The organism is Atlantibacter sp. MEI4A-1023 (assembly GCF_056155425.1).
The window spans coordinates 4,086,419-4,104,562 of record NZ_CM149568.1; the positions used below are offsets into that span (position 1 = coordinate 4,086,419).

At 54.2% G+C, this 18,144-nt stretch carries 15 protein-coding genes and 2 tRNA genes; 2 read left to right on the forward strand and 15 right to left on the reverse strand.

Annotated features, from left to right (window positions below):
• Positions 1 to 22: 22 nt before the first annotated feature.
• From mtr to ACVV26_RS19455, 15 genes are all read right to left on the reverse strand, one after another.
• The gene (mtr, locus tag ACVV26_RS19385) at positions 23 to 1,267 is read right to left on the reverse strand and encodes a tryptophan permease (RefSeq protein WP_474798917.1); all 1,245 of its coding nucleotides are present in this window, start codon (positions 1,265 to 1,267) and stop codon (positions 23 to 25) included.
• A gap of 149 nt (positions 1,268 to 1,416) precedes the next feature.
• Positions 1,417 to 3,366: a DEAD/DEAH family ATP-dependent RNA helicase gene (locus ACVV26_RS19390; RefSeq protein WP_474798919.1), complete on the reverse strand. Its 1,950-nt coding sequence runs from the start codon at positions 3,364 to 3,366 to the stop codon at positions 1,417 to 1,419.
• On the reverse strand, positions 3,359 to 3,439 hold the full coding sequence (yrbN, locus tag ACVV26_RS19395; RefSeq protein WP_121497548.1) for a protein YrbN: 81 nt from the start codon (positions 3,437 to 3,439) through the stop codon (positions 3,359 to 3,361). Before yrbN ends, ACVV26_RS19390 begins: the two co-directional genes overlap by 8 nt.
• Positions 3,440 to 3,546: 107 nt before the next feature.
• Entirely contained in the window at positions 3,547 to 4,431 is an 885-nt protein-coding gene (nlpI, locus tag ACVV26_RS19400; protein WP_312985196.1) for a lipoprotein NlpI, read from the reverse strand.
• A 116-nt stretch (positions 4,432 to 4,547) separates the two neighbouring features.
• Positions 4,548 to 6,692: a polyribonucleotide nucleotidyltransferase gene (pnp, locus tag ACVV26_RS19405; protein ID WP_474798921.1), complete on the reverse strand. Its 2,145-nt coding sequence runs from the start codon at positions 6,690 to 6,692 to the stop codon at positions 4,548 to 4,550.
• Positions 6,693 to 6,937: 245 nt separating this feature from the next.
• Positions 6,938 to 7,207, reverse strand: a complete 270-nt coding sequence (gene rpsO, locus ACVV26_RS19410) for a 30S ribosomal protein S15 (protein ID WP_002434239.1) — start codon at positions 7,205 to 7,207, stop codon at positions 6,938 to 6,940.
• 140 nt (positions 7,208 to 7,347) lie between these two features.
• Entirely contained in the window at positions 7,348 to 8,292 is a 945-nt protein-coding gene (truB, locus tag ACVV26_RS19415) for a tRNA pseudouridine(55) synthase TruB (RefSeq protein ID WP_474798923.1), read from the reverse strand.
• Entirely contained in the window at positions 8,292 to 8,693 is a 402-nt protein-coding gene (gene rbfA / locus ACVV26_RS19420) for a 30S ribosome-binding factor RbfA (RefSeq protein ID WP_312985199.1), read from the reverse strand. The genes truB and rbfA overlap by 1 nt, the downstream gene beginning before the upstream one ends.
• Before the next feature lie 67 nt (positions 8,694 to 8,760).
• A complete protein-coding gene (gene infB, locus ACVV26_RS19425; protein WP_474798924.1) occupies positions 8,761 to 11,475 on the reverse strand; it encodes a translation initiation factor IF-2 in 2,715 nt (904 codons plus the stop codon).
• Between the two features lie 24 nt (positions 11,476 to 11,499).
• Complete coding sequence (gene nusA / locus ACVV26_RS19430) at positions 11,500 to 12,987, reverse strand: transcription termination factor NusA (RefSeq protein WP_312985203.1); 1,488 nt, start codon at positions 12,985 to 12,987, stop codon at positions 11,500 to 11,502.
• A 26-nt stretch (positions 12,988 to 13,013) separates the two neighbouring features.
• Entirely contained in the window at positions 13,014 to 13,466 is a 453-nt protein-coding gene (gene rimP / locus ACVV26_RS19435) for a ribosome maturation factor RimP (protein WP_148051893.1), read from the reverse strand.
• Between the two features lie 212 nt (positions 13,467 to 13,678).
• Positions 13,679 to 13,755, reverse strand: a tRNA-Met gene (locus ACVV26_RS19440).
• Positions 13,756 to 13,814: 59 nt separating this feature from the next.
• Positions 13,815 to 13,901: transfer RNA gene (locus ACVV26_RS19445), tRNA-Leu, on the reverse strand.
• Between the two features lie 44 nt (positions 13,902 to 13,945).
• Positions 13,946 to 14,278, reverse strand: a complete 333-nt coding sequence (secG, locus tag ACVV26_RS19450) for a preprotein translocase subunit SecG (protein ID WP_125294252.1) — start codon at positions 14,276 to 14,278, stop codon at positions 13,946 to 13,948.
• Between the two features lie 160 nt (positions 14,279 to 14,438).
• A complete protein-coding gene (locus tag ACVV26_RS19455; protein ID WP_474798925.1) occupies positions 14,439 to 15,341 on the reverse strand; it encodes a LysR family transcriptional regulator in 903 nt (300 codons plus the stop codon).
• A 166-nt stretch (positions 15,342 to 15,507) separates the two neighbouring features.
• Between ACVV26_RS19455 and iadA the strand changes: the two genes are divergently transcribed.
• Both iadA and dcuC read left to right on the forward strand, forming a co-directional pair.
• Positions 15,508 to 16,641, forward strand: a complete 1,134-nt coding sequence (gene iadA, locus ACVV26_RS19460; protein WP_474798926.1) for a beta-aspartyl-peptidase — start codon at positions 15,508 to 15,510, stop codon at positions 16,639 to 16,641.
• Positions 16,642 to 16,651: 10 nt separating this feature from the next.
• On the forward strand, positions 16,652 to 18,118 hold the full coding sequence (dcuC, locus tag ACVV26_RS19465; RefSeq protein WP_474798927.1) for a C4-dicarboxylate transporter DcuC: 1,467 nt from the start codon (positions 16,652 to 16,654) through the stop codon (positions 18,116 to 18,118).
• Positions 18,119 to 18,144: the final 26 nt, after the last annotated feature.

Genomic DNA, 18,144 nt, shown 5'->3' on the forward strand with positions numbered 1-18,144 from the left:
CCCTCCACACGGAGGGCGTTTTTTATTGATAAACCGGTAGCAGATTCGCCGTCGATAACAGATGCACCAGCGCATTGCCGATGCCGAAGACCAGAATCAACGCGATCATTCCCTTCCCGCCCCAGACGCGAAACAGTGGGCTGCCGAAGCGCTTACGCGACGCGCGGGCCAGTAATGCCGGCACAATCGCGGCCCAGATAGTGGCGGCCAGCCCGGCGTAGCCGATGGCGTACAAAAACCCGTTCGGCCACAGCATCCCGCCCGCGACAGGCGGTACGAAGGTTAACAGCACGGTTTTGAAACGCCCGAGCGCGGAATCATCAAAACCGAACAAATCCGCCAGATAATCAAACAGGCCCAGGGTTACGCCCAGGAATGAACTGGCAACGGCGAAGTTAGAGAAAATGATTAGCAGCAGATCGAGGGTTTTGCTGTTCAACACCCCAGCCAGCGCCTGAACCAGCACATCAATGTTGCCGCCCTGACGGGCAATTTCAATAAATGCCGGACGCGGGATATTCCCCATGGTCGCCAGCAGCCAGATGGTATACAGCGCCAGCGCAATAAGCGTTCCCCAGACAATGCAACGGACGATAGTGCGCGGATCTTTGCCGTAATACTTCATCAGGCTCGGCACATTGCCATGATAGCCAAACGACGCCAGACAGAACGGCAACGTCATTAATAAATAGGGGAAGTAGGAAGGCTGCGGTTCTGCGACGTTAAACAGCGTGGCGGGTTCCACATGGCCTAACAGACTGCCGAAGGTCAGGAAAAAAGTAATGACTTTCGCGCCAAGCACAATCGCCGTCATTCTGCTGACCGCGCGCGTGCTGAGCCACACCACGAACGCCACGATCAAAGCAAAAATCAGCCCCGCCAGCCGGGGAGAAAACGACAGCGACATTTCCGACAGCGTGTGATGCAGTATCGAGCCGCTTGCCGAGATATAGGCATAGGTCAGGATATACAGCACAAAGGCGATAGAGAGGCCGTTAATCCAGGTCCAGTATTTGCCCAGCAGATCTTTGGTCATGGTATCGAAGCTGGCACCGGGCGCGTAGTTGAGGTTAGCTTCGAGGATCATTAAGCCGGAGTGGAGCATACAGAACCAGGTTATCCCTAACGCCGCCAGCGACCAGAAAAACCACGCGCCAGACATAACGACCGGCAGAGAAAACATCCCCGCGCCGATGATAGTGCCTGCAATGATAACAATGCCGCCCAGAATGGAAGGCGATACGCTGGTGGTGGAGAGGGTTGCCATTTTATGTCCTGTAGTAACAATCGAATCCTGGAAGAGGATGCGTCATTGTACCAGTACATGAGTACAAACCAGATAAAAAAAGTCCCAATCATTTTGACTGGGACTGTTTATTAAACTTTACAGTTTGTAAACCGTAAGGCGTTCAGGACTTATGCATCACCAAAGCGACGACGGGACGGTGCTGCGCCATCTTCACGACGCGGGCCACGGCCACCTTCACGACGCTCACCGCTGAAGCTACGGCCTGCACCACCTTCACGACGTTCGCCGCTGAAACGACGACCTTCGCTACGACCGCCTTCACGACGCTCGCCGCCGAAACCGCCACGGCCAGCGCCAGCCCCGGCACCACCACCACGACGTTCACCGCCGCGATCCGGACGCGGTTGCGCGTCGCCCAGCAGTTGCATATTCATCGGTTTGTTGAGAATACGCGTGCGGGTAAAGTGTTGCAGAACTTCACCCGGCATACCTTTCGGCAGCTCAATGGTGGAGTGGGAAGCAAACAGCTTGATGTTGCCGATGTAACGGCTGCTGATGTCGCCTTCGTTAGCGATAGCGCCAACGATATGACGAACTTCAACGCCATCATCACGACCCACTTCAATGCGGTACAGTTCCATATCGCCAACGTCACGACGTTCACGGCGCGGACGCTCTTCGCCTTCACGCTGCGGACGGTCGCTACGCGGACCACGATCGTTACGATCGCTGCGACGTTCGAAACGATCGTCACGCTCACGGAATTCACGACGCGGACGCATCGGCGCATCTGGCGGCAGGATCAGCGGACGTTCGCCCTGTGCCATTTTCAGCAGCGCGGCAGCCAGGGTTTCGATGTCCAGCTCTTCGTCTTCCGCAGTCGGCTGGATTTTCGCCAGCAGGGCGCGGTACTGATCCAGATCGCTGCTTTCCAGCTGCTGCTGTACTTTAGCGGCGAATTTCTCCAGACGGCGTGTGCCCAGCAGTTCTGCGTTCGGCAGTTCCACTTCCGGGATGGTCAGTTTCATGGTGCGTTCGATGTTGCGCAGCAGACGACGCTCGCGGTTCTCAACGAACAGCAGCGCGCGGCCAGCACGACCCGCACGACCGGTACGGCCAATACGGTGAACGTAAGATTCTGAATCCATCGGGATGTCGTAGTTAACAACCAGGCTGATACGCTCAACGTCCAGGCCACGGGCCGCAACGTCAGTCGCAATCAGGATGTCCAGACGACCATCTTTCAGGCGCTCCAGGGTCTGCTCACGCAGCGCCTGGTTCATGTCGCCGTTCAGCGCGGCGCTGTTGTAACCGCTGCGCTCCAGCGCTTCAGCCACTTCCAGGGTTGCGTTTTTGGTGCGCACGAAAATGATCGCCGCGTCAAAGTCTTCCGCTTCAAGGAAACGCACCAGCGCTTCGTTTTTACGCATACCGTAAACAGTCCAGTAGCTCTGGCTGATGTCCGGGCGAGTGGTCACGCTGGACTGAATGCGTACTTCCTGCGGCTCTTTCATAAAGCGGCGGGTAATACGGCGAATCGCTTCCGGCATAGTAGCGGAGAACAGAGCGGTCTGATGACCTTCCGGGATCTGCGCCATGATGGTTTCAACGTCTTCGATGAAGCCCATACGCAGCATTTCATCCGCTTCGTCCAGTACCAGACCGCTCAGGTTGGACAGGTTCAGCGTACCGCGTTTTAAATGGTCAAGCAGGCGGCCTGGGGTGCCCACAACAATCTGTGGGCCCTGACGCAGGGCGCGCAGCTGCACGTCATAACGCTGGCCGCCGTAAAGGGCTACCACATTTACGCCATGCATATGTTTAGAGAAGTCCGTCATTGCTTCAGCAACCTGAACCGCCAGTTCGCGGGTCGGGGCCAGCACCAGGATTTGCGGCGCTTTCAATTCAGGATCAAGGTTGTTCAGCAGCGGTAAAGAGAACGCTGCGGTTTTGCCGCTGCCTGTCTGGGCCATACCCAGAACATCGCGGCCACCAAGCAGGTGCGGAATACACTCAGCCTGGATCGGAGATGGCTTTTCGTAACCCAGATCGTTAAGGGCTTCAAGGATAGGAGTCTTCAGCCCCAGATCAGAAAAAGTGGTTTCGAATTCAGTCATGTAGTACGTGTGCCTCAAGATAAATGGCGGCCAGTCTACATAACTCATCATGAAAAAGATCTGCAATTTTCATTGAAAAGTGTGAACCGGCTCAAATTTGATTGATTGACGAACAAAAACGCCCTCACCCGTTAAGGTGATGACTTTAAAAAAGTTTATGGGCTGATAAATGTCCGTCAGCTATTGCTGGTCCGATTCTGCCAGGTCTTCTTGCTCCTGGCCCAAGAGCGCTAATTCCAACAATGCATAACGGTGTTCAACGTAGTTATGTACGTTGTTAGCTACCGCTAATTTGAACAGTGCCGTAGCGCTGTCCAATTCCCCCAGACTTAGGTAGTACTTACCTAAATAGAAGTTGGTTTCACTGAGATGCTCAGCGAGCGAGGTGTTATCCGTTGCGTCCGCCTTGAGGCGTTCCATTAACGTTGCTTCGTTAATGTTGCCCAGGTAGAACTCGACAATGTTCCATCCCCATTGCTCTTTGTCCGATTTGTCTAAGCGCTGTTGTAACGACGCTTTGGCCTGTTTCTCATCCAGTTTGCTTTCAGCAATATAGAGCCACAGACTACGGAAAGGATCATTGGGATCGTCTTGATAAAACGCCAGCAGATCATCTTGCGCTAACCGGTAACGTCCGCCGTAATAGAGGGCGATACCGCGATTTAAATGCGCGTAGTTGTAAGTTGGATCAAGCTCAAGTACAGAATCAAACGCTTCATAGGCAGCATCAAAATTGCCTGCCTGCGTTAAGTAAATGCCTAAGTAATTGAATACTTCAGGCATATCGGGGCGGATAGCCAGCGCTTGTGAAAAATCATTTCGCGCCAGTGCCCGCAAACCAAGACTATCATACAACACTCCGCGCTCATATAAAAGCTGAGCACGTTCATCATCGGTTAAAGCCCGACTGGCAAGAATTTGTTCCATGCGAGCCAGAATGACTTCTTGCTGCAAAGTCGGTTGCAATGGTACCGCGAGGACTTCACTCTTACGCCAGGCAGAGTTGCTGCATCCTGCCAGCGTGAGAGCTGTCGCAACGAAACACCAGCGCAAAAAAGGCTTCATTTCCCACTCCCGAAGACAACAATTGGATGAACGTCCTGTTCCCCGGTTGCAAACCCGGCTTCCAGCCCGGTATCAAAGAGCTCTCCATGCGAACATGGAGAGCCTAATAGCAACCCTTATTCAGCTTGCGGTGCTGCCGGAGCGTCCGGTGCGGCCGCCGGCTGAGACGGCTCGGCTGCTTCTTTAATGCTTAAACGAATACGGCCCTGGCGATCCACTTCCAGAACTTTGACCGGCACTTCCTGATTCATCTGCAGATAATCAGTCACTTTCTCAACGCGCTTGTCAGCGATCTGGGAAATGTGTACCAGGCCTTCTTTGCCGCCGCCAATGGCAACAAACGCACCGAAATCAACGATACGGGTGACTTTACCGTTATAAACGCGACCCACTTCGATTTCAGCGGTGATCTCTTCGATACGGCGGATAGCATATTTCGCTTTTTCACCGTCGGTCGCTGCGATTTTCACGGTACCGTCATCTTCGATTTCGATGGTGGTGCCGGTTTCTTCGGTCAGCGCACGGATCACCGAACCACCCTTACCGATCACGTCTTTGATCTTGTCCGGGTTGATTTTGATGGTGTGGATACGCGGAGCGAACTCGGAGATATCGCCACGCGGTGCGTTGATAGCCTGCTCCATCACGCTGAGGATGTGCAGTCGCGCGCCCTTAGCCTGGTTCAGTGCCACCTGCATGATTTCGCGGGTGATGCCTTCGATTTTGATATCCATCTGCAGCGCGGAGATACCTTCACGGCTACCGGCTACTTTAAAGTCCATGTCGCCCAGGTGATCTTCGTCGCCCAGAATGTCAGACAGAACCACGAAGTTGTCGCCTTCTTTCACCAGACCCATCGCGATACCCGCAACGGCGGCTTTCACCGGCACACCTGCGTCCATCAGCGCCAGAGAAGCGCCGCACACGGAAGCCATGGATGAAGAACCGTTGGATTCGGTGATTTCAGATACGACGCGTACGGTGTACGGGAAGCGCTCTGCATCCGGCATAACTGCCATCACGCCGCGTTTCGCCAGACGACCGTGACCGATTTCACGACGCTTCGGTGAACCTACCATTCCGGTCTCACCAACAGAGTACGGAGGGAAGTTATAATGGAACAGGAAGTTGTCGGTACGTTCGCCCATCAGTTCGTCCAGGTTCTGCGCATCACGTGCAGTACCCAGCGTCGCGGTAACCAGCGCCTGCGTTTCACCACGGGTGAACAGTGCGGAACCGTGAGTACGCGGCAGTACGCCGGTACGAACGTCCAGACCACGGATCATGTCTTTTTCACGGCCATCGATACGCGGCTCGCCACGCAGTACGCGGCTACGCACCACGTTTTTCTCGATAGCGTGCAGAATGTCGTTCAGTTCGTTTTCATCCAGCGCGTCGCCTTCTGATTGTTCCGCTTGCAGTGCAGCGATAACATCAGATTTGATAGCGTCGATCTGAGAATAACGTTCTTGTTTGTCGGTAATGCGGTAAGCGTCGCTCAGACGAGCTTCAGCCAGCGCAGCAACGCGGCTGTTCAGCGCGTCGTTAGCGGCTTCCGGCTGCCAGTCCCAACGCGGTTTGCCCGCTTCAGCAACCAGTGAGTTGATGTTCTCGATAACAACCTGCTGTTGGTCGTGGCCAAATACCACTGCACCCAGCATCTGATCTTCGCTCAGCAGTTCGGCTTCGGATTCCACCATCAGCACAGCGCCTTCAGTACCGGCAACCACCAGATCCAGCTTGCTGTTTTTCAGTTCGTCGGCAGTCGGGTTCAGCACATACTGGTCGTTGATGTAACCCACGCGTGCAGCGCCGATTGGGCCATTGAACGGAATACCAGACAGGCTCAGCGCAGCGGACGCGCCGATCATCGCCACGATATCCGGGTGGACTTGCGGGTTCACGGACACAACGGTCGCGATAACCTGGACTTCGTTAACGAAGCCTTCCGGGAACAGCGGACGAACAGGACGGTCAATCAGACGTGCAATCAGGGTTTCGCCTTCGCTCGGACGGCCTTCACGACGGAAGAAGCTACCCGGGATACGGCCAGCGGCGTAGGTACGCTCCTGATAGTTAACGGTCAGCGGGAAGAAATCCTGGCCAGGTTTGGCTTTTTTCTGCCCCACAACGGTAACGAATACTGCGGTGTCGTCCATGCTTACCATCACAGCGGCGGTAGCCTGGCGCGCCATCATACCGGTCTCTAACGTGACGGTATGCTGACCATATTGAAATTTACGAACGATCGGATTTAGCAAAATAATACCCTTTCTGAATGAATGACAGCACACCGATGCGGCGTGCTGTTGAGTATTGACCTTCTTTGCATCCTCGCGACTAATGACAATCCTAACCCCGTCGCGGAGTCAAGCCTCTCATTAGCCGCGCGAACCTCTGCACAAGAAGATCCCTTCAGGCAACAATACAGTATTGTACTGTGGATTTCTGCCATCTGGTTGAAAAAAGGGGCCATAAAGGCCCCCTTTTCTGAAACTCGCAAGAATTAGCGACGCAGGCCCAGACGTTCGATCAGGCTGGTATAACGTGCTACATCTTTACGTTTCAGGTAGTCGAGCAGTTTACGACGCTGAGAAACCATGCGCAGCAGACCACGACGGCTGTGGTGATCTTTTTTGTGCTCTGCAAAGTGGCCTTGCAGGTGGTTAATCTGAGCAGTCAGCAGAGCAACCTGTACTTCGGTAGAACCGCTGTCGTTAGTACCACGACCGAACTCAGAAACGATTTTAGCTTTAGCTTCAACGCTTAGAGACATTTTCAACTCCAAAATTATAGATAAAAAAGAGGGTGCCGATCTCTAATTCAGCCACCCCAGATACCTGTCAGCGTTAAGATAACGACTGGCAGTGTATTTAGCCGCAATATTCTACCTGTCACAGCAGCTTATCGCAAACGTTAGTCGTGGTATTCCACAACCAGGCGACGGGGCGCGACGCGACCCTCATCATCAATTTCACCCATGCCAATAAATTTCTGCTCATCGCCTTCGGTGACGCGTACCAGGCCCTGCGACGGCACATCCGCGACGCGCACCGGCTGACCATTTTTGAAATAGCCAGCGATAACAGGTTGAATATTCACCATCGGGAAATCCGAAGCCGGACTGTCCATCGGCATCAGCAACGGATCGAGCACTGTTGCCAGATCAACGCCTTGTTCATCTGCCTGAGCGCGCAGTTCCGTCAGTTGCTCAAGCGTCACCATGCGGTCGATAGGATATTTACTCACTGCAAGCCGACGCAGATAGCTGACGTGCGCGCCGCAGCCGAGCTTTTCGCCCAGATCGTCAATGATGGTGCGAATATAGGTGCCCTTGGAGCAGTGAACTTCCAGCTCCAGCTCCAGCCCTTCATGACGAATAAACAGCAGCTCATACACGGTGATCGGACGCGCTTCACGCGGTACCACAATCCCCTGGCGTGCATATTCGTACAGCGGCTTGCCCTGATATTTGAGCGCCGAGAACATAGTTGGAACCTGCTGCGTCTCGCCACGGAAACTGTCCAGCGCGCTCTCCAGCTCCTGAGCGGTAAAGGTAACCGGCCTTTCCTGGACGATATTGCCGTCAGCGTCCGACGTATCGGTACGCTGGCCGAGCCGCGCAATCACACGATAGCGTTTATCGGAATCAAGCAGATACTGGGAAAATTTCGTCGCCTCGCCAAGGCAAATCGGCAACATACCGGTCGCCAGCGGGTCCAGCGCGCCGGTATGCCCTGCCCGATTAGCATTGTAGAGGCGTTTTACTTTTTGCAGCGCGTCGTTGGATGAAAGCCCGCCGGGCTTATCAAGTAACAACACGCCATGCACATCGCGGCCGCGACGACGAGGACGACTCATCAGTCCTCCTTGCTATCGTCCGGGTTGACGCGACGCGCTTCGTCGTCCTTGATGACATTACTCACCAGGTTAGACATGCGCATCCCTTCTACCAATGAGTTGTCATAGAAGAAGGTTAATTCCGGCACGATACGCAGACGCATTGCTTTACCCAGCAGCGAGCGGATAAAGCCAGAGGCTTCCTGAAGGGCTTTAATGCCCGCTTTGATAGCCTCTTCGTCTTTATCGTTCAAAAACGTAACGAATACTTTTGCATACGCCAGGTCGCGGGACATTTCCACGCCGGATACGGTAGTCATCAGACCTAAACGCGGATCTTTGATTTCGCGCTGCAGGATAATGGCAATTTCTTTTTGCATTTCCTGAGCCACCCGCTGCGGGCGACCAAATTCTTTCGCCATAGTAAAATCTCCAGACAAATCGGGGGGCACTCGGCCCCCCTAAAATTAAGCAGTCACATCAGCCTGATTAAGCGATGGTACGTTTAATCTCAATGACTTCGAACACTTCGATCATATCGCCAACGCGAACATCGTTGTAGTTCTTCACGCCGATACCACATTCCATGCCGTTACGAACTTCGTTAACGTCATCTTTGAAGCGGCGCAGGGATTCCAGCTCGCCTTCATAGATAACCACGTTGTCGCGCAGTACGCGGATTGGGTTGTGACGTTTAATTGTGCCTTCGGTAACCATACAGCCCGCGATCGCACCGAATTTCGGTGATTTGAACACATCACGCACTTCAGCCAGACCGATAATCTGCTGTTTCAGTTCCGGAGACAGCATACCGCTCATCGCCGCTTTCACTTCATCAATCAGATGATAGATAACGGAGTAGTAGCGCAGATCCAGGCTTTCCGCTTCGATAACGCGGCGGGCAGAGGCATCGGCACGCACGTTGAAGCCCACCAGAATCGCGTTGGACGCGGTAGCCAGGGTCGCATCGGTCTCGGTGATACCACCCACGCCGGAGCCGACAATCTTCACCTTCACTTCGTCGGTGGAAAGTTTCAACAGCGAATCGGTAATCGCTTCCACAGAACCCTGAACGTCGGCTTTCAGCACGATGTTCACTTCGGACACTTCGCCTTCGGTCATGTTGGCGAACATGTTTTCCAGTTTAGATTTCTGCTGGCGAGCCAGTTTCACTTCGCGGAATTTACCCTGACGATACAGAGCCACTTCACGCGCTTTCTTCTCGTCACGTACCACGGTCACTTCGTCACCCGCAGCCGGAACGCCGGACAGGCCGAGGATCTCTACCGGGATAGACGGACCGGCTTCGGTCACTTCGCGACCCAGTTCGTCACGCATCGCACGTACACGGCCATATTCGAAGCCGCACAGTACGATATCGCCTTTATTCAGCGTACCTTCGCGAACCAGAACGGTGGCAACCGGGCCACGGCCTTTGTCCAGGAAGGATTCGATAACGACGCCGCTTGCCATGCCTTTGCGAACGGCTTTCAGTTCGAGAACTTCAGCCTGCAGCAGGATAGCGTCCAGCAGGTCATCGATACCGGTACCGGCTTTCGCGGATACGTGGATGAACTGGCTTTCACCGCCCCACTCTTCCGGCATGATGCCGTACTGGGACAGTTCGTTCTTCACGCGGTCCGGATCGGCTTCTGGCTTATCAATCTTGTTCACTGCAACCACCACCGGCACCTGCGCCGCTTTCGCGTGCTGGATAGCTTCGATGGTTTGCGGCATCACGCCGTCGTCCGCAGCAACAACCAGAACCACGATATCCGTCGCCTGGGCACCACGTGCACGCATTGCGGTAAACGCGGCGTGGCCCGGGGTATCCAGGAAGGTGATCATGCCGTTGTCAGTTTCAACGTGGTAAGCACCGATGTGCTGGGTAATGCCACCCGCTTCGCCTGAAGCCACTTTCGTTGAACGAATGTAGTCCAGCAGCGAGGTTTTACCGTGGTCAACGTGACCCATGATGGTCACAACCGGTGCGCGCGATTCAGAAGCCGCTCCGGTATCACGGTCGCTCATTACCGCTTCTTCCAGCTCGTTTTCACGACGCAGGATAACTTTGTGGCCCATCTCTTCGGCAACCAGCTGTGCGGTTTCCTGGTCGATGACCTGGTTAATGGTGGCCATGGCGCCCAGTTTCATCATCGCTTTGATGACCTGAGAGCCTTTAACCGCCATCTTGTTAGCCAGTTCGCCAACGGTGATGGTTTCGCCGATCACAACGTCACGGTTAACGGCCTGAGCTGGCTTGTTGAAGCCCTGCTGCAGCGCGCTGCCTTTACGCTGTTTACCGCCTTTACCACCACGAACGGCTGCACGAGCTTCTTCGCGATCGGCTTTAGATTCAGCGTGTTTGTTGCCTTTTTTCTGACGGGCAACTTTAGGTGTGTTACGACCACGGCCGCGTCCGCCTTCTACTTCGCGATCGCTGTCATCTTCAGCCTGACGAGCGTGCTGAGACGTAGTGACGTGGTAATCACTCTTGTCTTCTTCCACGGTTTCAGTGCTGGTCCAGCCCGGCGTGTTTTCTTCAGCCATACGGCGCGCTTCTTCAGCGACACGGCGAGCGTTTTCTTCGAGTTTACGACGCGCTTCTTCTTCAGCCTTACGCTTCAGTTCATTCGCTTCAGCTTCGCGGCGGGCTTTTTCAGCCTGAGCGGCTTTGGTTGCTTCGTCAGTTTGTTGATTGCTCACTTTACTATTTTCCGCAGCTTCGCGTTTAGCCTGGTCTGCAAGCTCACGTTTAGCCTTTTCGTCTGCATCGCGTTTAGCTTTCTCTTGCGCTTCACGCTTCGCTTTTTCCTGAGCCTCGCGCTTTGCAGCTTCCTCTGCTTCACGTTGGGCCTGCTCTTCCGCTTCACGCTGCGCTTGCTCTTCCGCGGCGAGGCGTTCTGCCTCAGCCGGATCACGTTTTACAAAGGTGCGTTTCTTGCGGACTTCGATCTGTACCGATTTGCTCTTACCACCGGTACCCTGAATGCTTAAAGTACTGCGCGTTTTGCGCTGCAATGTCAACTTATCCGGCGCCGAACCATGTTCACGGTTCAGGTGAGCCAGTAAAGTTTGTTTCTCTTGCGCCGTCACAGAGTCTTCAGCGGACTTCGGGATCCCTGCATCAGCGAATTGCTGTACCAGGCGGTCCACCGAGGTCTGAATCTCTGCGGCCAGCGCTTTTACGGTTACATCAGTCATGCTGTTCCTTCCTGCTACAGTTTATTACGCTTCGTCACCAAACCAACAGATATTACGCGCGGCCATGATCAGCTCACCGGCTTTCTCATCCGTCAACTCTTCAATATCTGAAAGGTCATCAACGCCTTGTTCGGCGAGGTCTTCCAGCGTACAAACCCCACGAGCAGCCAGCTTCCAGGCAAGAGTACGATCCATCCCTTCCAGGGCTAGCAGATCTTCGCTCGGCTTCTTATCACCAAGGCTTTCTTCCTGAGCCAACGCCAGCGTCGTGAGTGCGTTTTTGGCACGTTCGCGCAATGCTTCAACGGTTGCTTCATCCAGCCCGTCGATTTCAAGCAGCTCTTTCATTGGCACGTAAGCGAGTTCTTCGAGGGTTGAAAAACCTTCTTCAACCAGCACCGTAGCGAAATCTTCATCAATACCAAGATGTTTGGTGAAGGTATCGATAGCGGCATGCGCTTCGGCCTGGTGTTTCGCCTGCAGATCCTCCACGGTCATCACGTTGAGTTCCCAACCGCTTAACTGCGAGGCGAGACGCACGTTCTGGCCGTTACGACCAATAGCCTGCGCCAGGTTACCGGCTTCAACAGCGATATCCATGGTGTGTTTATCTTCATCAACAACGATAGAAGCCACATCTGCCGGTGCCATTGCGTTGATCACGAACTGCGCCGGGTTATCGTCCCACAGAACGATATCGATACGCTCGCCGCCCAGTTCGGTAGAAACCGCCTGAACACGTGCGCCACGCATACCTACGCAAGCGCCAACCGGATCGATACGCTTATCGTTGGTTTTCACTGCGATTTTGGCACGGGAACCAGGATCGCGAGCGGCTGCTTTAATTTCAATTACTTCTTCGCCGATTTCCGGCACTTCAATGCGGAACAGTTCGATCAGCATTTCCGGTTTGGAACGGGTCACGAACAGCTGCGCACCGCGCGCTTCAGGGCGCACGGAGTACAGCACGCCGCGAATACGGTCACCCGGACGGAAGTTTTCACGCGGCAGCATATCTTCGCGCAGAATCACGGCTTCCGCGTTGCTTCCCAGATCGAGGCTGATATTGTCGCGGTTCACTTTCTTCACCACGCCGGTAATGATATCGCCTTCGTGCTCGCGGAACTGATCGACCACCATTGCGCGTTCAGCTTCACGTACTTTCTGTACAATAACCTGCTTCGCGGTCTGGGTAGTGATACGGTCAAAGGTGACCGATTCAATCTGATCTTCTACATAGTCACCGACATTGAAGTTCGGATCTTCGTACTGCGCCGCTTCTAATGTGATTTCACGGGTCGGCTGGGTCACTTCTTCAACCACCATCCAGCGACGGAAGGTATCGAAATCACCGCTTTTACGATCGATGCTGACGCGCACGTCGATCTCTTGCTCATATTTTTTCTTGGTTGCCGTGGCCAGGGCACTTTCCAGCGCTTCGAAAATCTTCTCGCGCGGAACCGCTTTTTCGTTAGAAACAGCTTCGACAACAGCCAAAATTTCTTTGTTCATCCTGGGCTTCGCCTCAATCCGGACTGTTAAAAATGGGGAACCAGATTCGCTTTCTGAATGTTGCTCAGTGCGAACACTTCGTCTTTGCCCTCAACCGTTACGGTGATCATTTCGCCTTCAACGGCTTTGATGACACCCTGCCATTTGCGGCGATTCTGAACCGCCATACGCAGTACTACCGTTACCTCTTCACCCAGAAAACGGGTGTAATGCTCAGCGGTAAACAGTGGCCGGTCGAGACCTGGTGAGGAAACTTCCAGGTTGTATGCCACAGTGATCGGATCTTCGACGTCGAGTACAGCACTCACCTGGTGGCTAACATCAGCACAATCGTCAACATTGATGCCATCTTCACTATCAATATAGATGCGTAGCGTCGATGTGCGACCACGAAGAAACTCGATGCCGACAAGTTCATAGCCCAGTGCTTCAACCGGCGCTGTAATCATCTCTGTTAATTTTTGCTCTAATGTGGACAAGCCCACCCCCAAGACATAAAAAAAGGGCATAAAGCCCAGTTATTATTAACTCAGATAACAAAAAACCCCGATAAATCGGGGCTTTTAATAACTGAACCCTGTAAGCCGCAAGCGCGGCCCGGACACTTCCGAGAGAATTTTCTTTCAAAATTCATAGTGTAAAGCGTCAACCGCTCATCACAGTCTATTTGAAAAAAAACTTTCAGGGAAAGTGGTTGCGGGGGCCGGATTTGAACCGACGACCTTCGGGTTATGAGCCCGACGAGCTACCAGGCTGCTCCACCCCGCGTCCGAAAACGTGGCAAATACTACGCCTAAAACGTTTAAAATGCAAATTTTGCTATGATTTGGTACCGAGGACGGGACTTGAACCCGTAAGCCCAATCGGGCACTACCACCTCAAGGTAGCGTGTCTACCAATTCCACCACCTCGGCACTTTGTGTACGGCTTCGTCGATAACCGTACTGAAGCTGACAACTTATTGCGGGATATCGCTGGTCGGCTTAGCCGGCGCGGCGTCCTGAACTTTCTCAGTCTGAGCTGGCGCGTTCAGGTTATCCCACTCGCTTCCTTTATTGGTTTTGTTGCTATTGATATTACCCAGAGCCAGGCTGATGATGAAGAACAGCGTCGCCAGAATAGCCGTCATGCGGGTCATGAAGTTACCAGAACCACTTGAACCGAACAGCGTGGCGGAAGCGCCTGCTCCGAAGGAGGCTCCCATATCAGCGCCTTTACCTTGTTGCAGCATGATCAGACCTACCAGGCCAATGGCTACAATAAGGAAAACTACCAAAAGAGCTTCGTACATAATCAACCTGTTCCTTGCGGGTTACCGCATACCAATTGCTTCACCAAGTAAAGTGGGAGGCGTTTGTCATTCCCCACTGAAGCGGGTGTGAATACTAACCAAAGCCAGGGTGGCACGCAAGACCATTTTCACCATCCTTGTGCGTTTGCAGAAAAAAACATCAACCATGTGACTTTCGGGACAATTTCTCCCAGCAAAGGCTAAGAATTGGGCGATTCTCCTGACGCTGGCACCAAATCACAATCGCGATTTCGCGCTGCCGGGAGGGATTGTCCGGCCAGAGTTGTATCAGTTCACCGCTGGCAAGTTGCTCCGCAATCGTCGATTCCGGCAGCCACGCCAGCCCCATCCCCCGCAGCACCATTTCGCGGATACTCTCGCTGAGCCCGCTTTCAAACACCGGCCTGAGCCGGGAAGCGACCTGTTTTTCAGCAGGCGCGATAATTTGCTGCACAAACGTGTAGTCACTGTAGCGCAGCCAGGGAATAGCGCTGCTCTCATCCGCGATAAGCGGCAGCAGAGGCGCAGCCATGACGGGAATAAACCGCTCATAACGCCAGACCGTGCGCTTTAGCTGTTCCGCCGTTTCAAGCGATGGCTGGGCCTGTAACAGATCGTAGGTGATCAGCAAATCGATCTGGCGATTCAGCAACGCATTGAAGTGATTATCGATACCTTGCATACAGGCGTTCACCGTAAAGCTGGCCTCAGGGTAAGTGCGATGAAGATAATTAATCATATCCGGCAGGACATTAATCGACAGAGTATGCAAACTCACCATCACGATAGTGTTATCGGTTTGCGGCAGCATGCACGATAGCTCGTGTTGCGCCTCTTTGAGCGTTGAGACCACCTGCCTGGCGTAAGGCTCAAAGCGTGCACCGTAGCGCGTGAGCGTCACGGGCGTAGTAGTGCGGTCAAATAGCGGCGCGCCCAGCGTTTCCTCCAGCGCCTTAACGCGGCGGCTAAACGCCGGTTGGGTGACGCATCGCTCGCGTGCAGCCAGAGAAAAATTACCGTGCCGAGTCAGGCTTAAGAAATCCTCCAGCCATTTACTGTCCATGTGTATTGCCCTGCTATGCCGTTTCGGTATCACCCGATACTAAATCCGCAATAGCCACACAAAAAGTAAAACTTTACCTTTTAGTGCAGCGGCACTGATTTCAATTCTCATATTCCTAAGCCGCCATGCTTTACCTTCCCTTTTTCACACTAACAGCAGGCCTGATATGTTTACGTTACTGACCAATGCCAGGGTTTTTGCACCACAGGATTTAGGCAGGCAGTCCGTCTTACTCTACGGCGATAAGATTGTCAGCATTAGCGAGACCGCCCCGGCGCTCCCTTTCCCGGTGACTACACACGACTGTAAAGGGAAATGGCTGGTCCCCGGATTTATCGATCAGCATGTTCATTTAACCGGCGGCGGCGGCGAAGCGGGATTTGCCAGCAGAACGCCAGCGTGTAACCTGACTCGCCTGATTTCCGCAGGCATCACGACCGTGGTTGGCGTGCTGGGTACCGATGGGATCTCGCGTTCACCAAAGAATTTGTACGCCAAAATGCAGGCGCTGAATCTTGAAGGGATTCGGGCGTTTATGCATACCGGTTCTTACGAACTGCCCACCCGCACCCTTACCGGTAATGTGAGGGACGATATCGCATTTATTCCTGCCATTTTGGGCGTCAAGATTGCCCTTGCCGATCATCGCGGCTCTTTTCCAACGGTGCAGGAGCTGTTGCGGCTGGTAAGCGACATTCGCGTCGCCGCCCTGCTGGCCGGGAAAAAAGGCCTGCTGCATATTCATCTTGGCGGGTTGCCTGACGGGTTCGCCGCGCTGAATGCAATATGTGATGCCGGTATACCTATTCACCACCTTTCCCCGACGCACGTTGCCCGCACCGCGCCGCTGTTCGAGCAGGCGATTGCTTTCGCCCGGCGCGGCGGCACAATTGATGTCACCTCTGGCGGCAGCCGCTATACATTGCAGGAAGAGGCGATTGTTCATGCGCTGGGATCCGGCGTCGCGCCGCAAAACATCACCATCAGTTCCGATGGTAACGGCAGCGTGCCGCGTTTCAACGCCAACGGCGTGGTGGAAGGGCTTTCCGCCGCCCCGGTTGACGGCAATATTCGCCTGCTGCCGCGTCTTGTTGATGCCGGTATTCCGGTGGATCAGGCGCTGGCAATGCTGACGTCGAACGTTGCCGACTCTTTAGGCATCAGCGGCGGCCGTATCGCCGTGGGCGAGCGCGCCGATCTCTGCGTGCTTAACGACGACCTGTCGCTTTATCAGACTTACGCTGCCGGACAACTGATGTTCGCATCTGGCGAATGTCTGGTCCGCGGCAATTTTGAGTGAGGGACTGGCCATGTCATTACTGATCGCACTGCTCGCGGTGATTTTTGCCGGTCGGCTGATCCTAAAAAAATATAATCCCCAGGCGGTGCTGCTGTTAACCGGCCTGGCGCTGCTGTTTATCGCCCAGATTTTCAGCATGTCGGATATCACCGCGCTGGTGAAGAAAACCACCGGCGTCAGCGCCTTCGATACGTTTGAGTTTATTCGCGATACCCTGAGCGTACGGCTTGGTGGGCTGGGTTTGCAGATCATGCTGATCGGCGGGTTTGCGGTGTATATGTCCGCCATTGGCGCCAGCCAGGTTCTGGTGCGCCTGACCTCTCGCCCGCTGCAAAAACTCAACTCGCCTTATTTATTGCTCGGCCTGGCATTACTCCTCGGCCAGTTTTTATCACTGTTTATCAGCAGCGCAACCGGGCTGGGCCTGCTGCTCATGGCGACGCTTTACCCGTTGCTGACGCGCCTGGGATGTAGCCGCGCGGCGGTTGCAGCGGTGATCGCCAGCACCTGCGCCGTTGAGTTTGGTCCTGGTTCCGGTAACTCGGTGCTGGCCGCCAAAACCGCAGGCATAGAAGTCGTTGAGTATTTTGTTCACGACCAGCTGCCGGTCGTGGTTCCTGTCGTGCTGTTAATCGCACTGCTTCACGTGGTCGTGCAGCGCTTTTTTGATAAGCGTCAACCGGAAAACATCACGCAACAGGCCGACGTTACCCTCAAAGAGAATGAAGGCCAGCCAGCGCCGCTTTTCTATATGTTCCTGCCGATGCTGCCGCTGGTGCTGATGTTGCTCTGTAGCAGCCTGGCGTTTAGCAGCTTGCGTATCACTCTGGATACGGCGGTGCTTATCAGCGTCTTTATCAGTCTGGTTTGTGAGTACTTACGTCATCGTAGTGCCCGTAACGTGATGGCCGGGTTACAGCGCGTATTCGACAGTATGGGAAGCGTGTTTGCGACCGTGGTCACGCTGATTATCGCCGGTGAGGTGTTCTCCGCCGGGCTAAAAGCCACCGGCGCGGTGGACGCGCTGCTGAATATGTCCAGCGAGTTTGGGCTCAGCGCGGCGTCGATTATTCTTCTGATGACGTTAATTACTTTCTCTATCTCTGCGCTGATGGGGTCAGGAAATGCGGCATTTTTCTCCTTCGCGCCGATGGTGCCGGAAATCAGTAAGCATATTTGTAGTGATGTAGCCGTAATGATGTTACCTGTCCAGCTTTCTGCGGGGATTGGGCGCACGCTTTCGCCTATTGCCGGGGTGATCATTGCTATCGCGGGGATTGCTGGCGTATCGCCGGTGGAAATTGTAAAGCGCACCGCGCCGCCGATGCTGGGTGGATGGTTGCTGATGCTGGTGTTGACGTTTCTGCGCGCCGGGCATTTGGTAAATATTCTACCGTGGCTGGCGGGAATGGTGTTGCTGATGCTGATCGGCGGGGTGGCATTACGGAAACGCCAGGCAAATCCCGACATCGCCTGATAAAAAAGCGCCGGAATTCCGGCGCT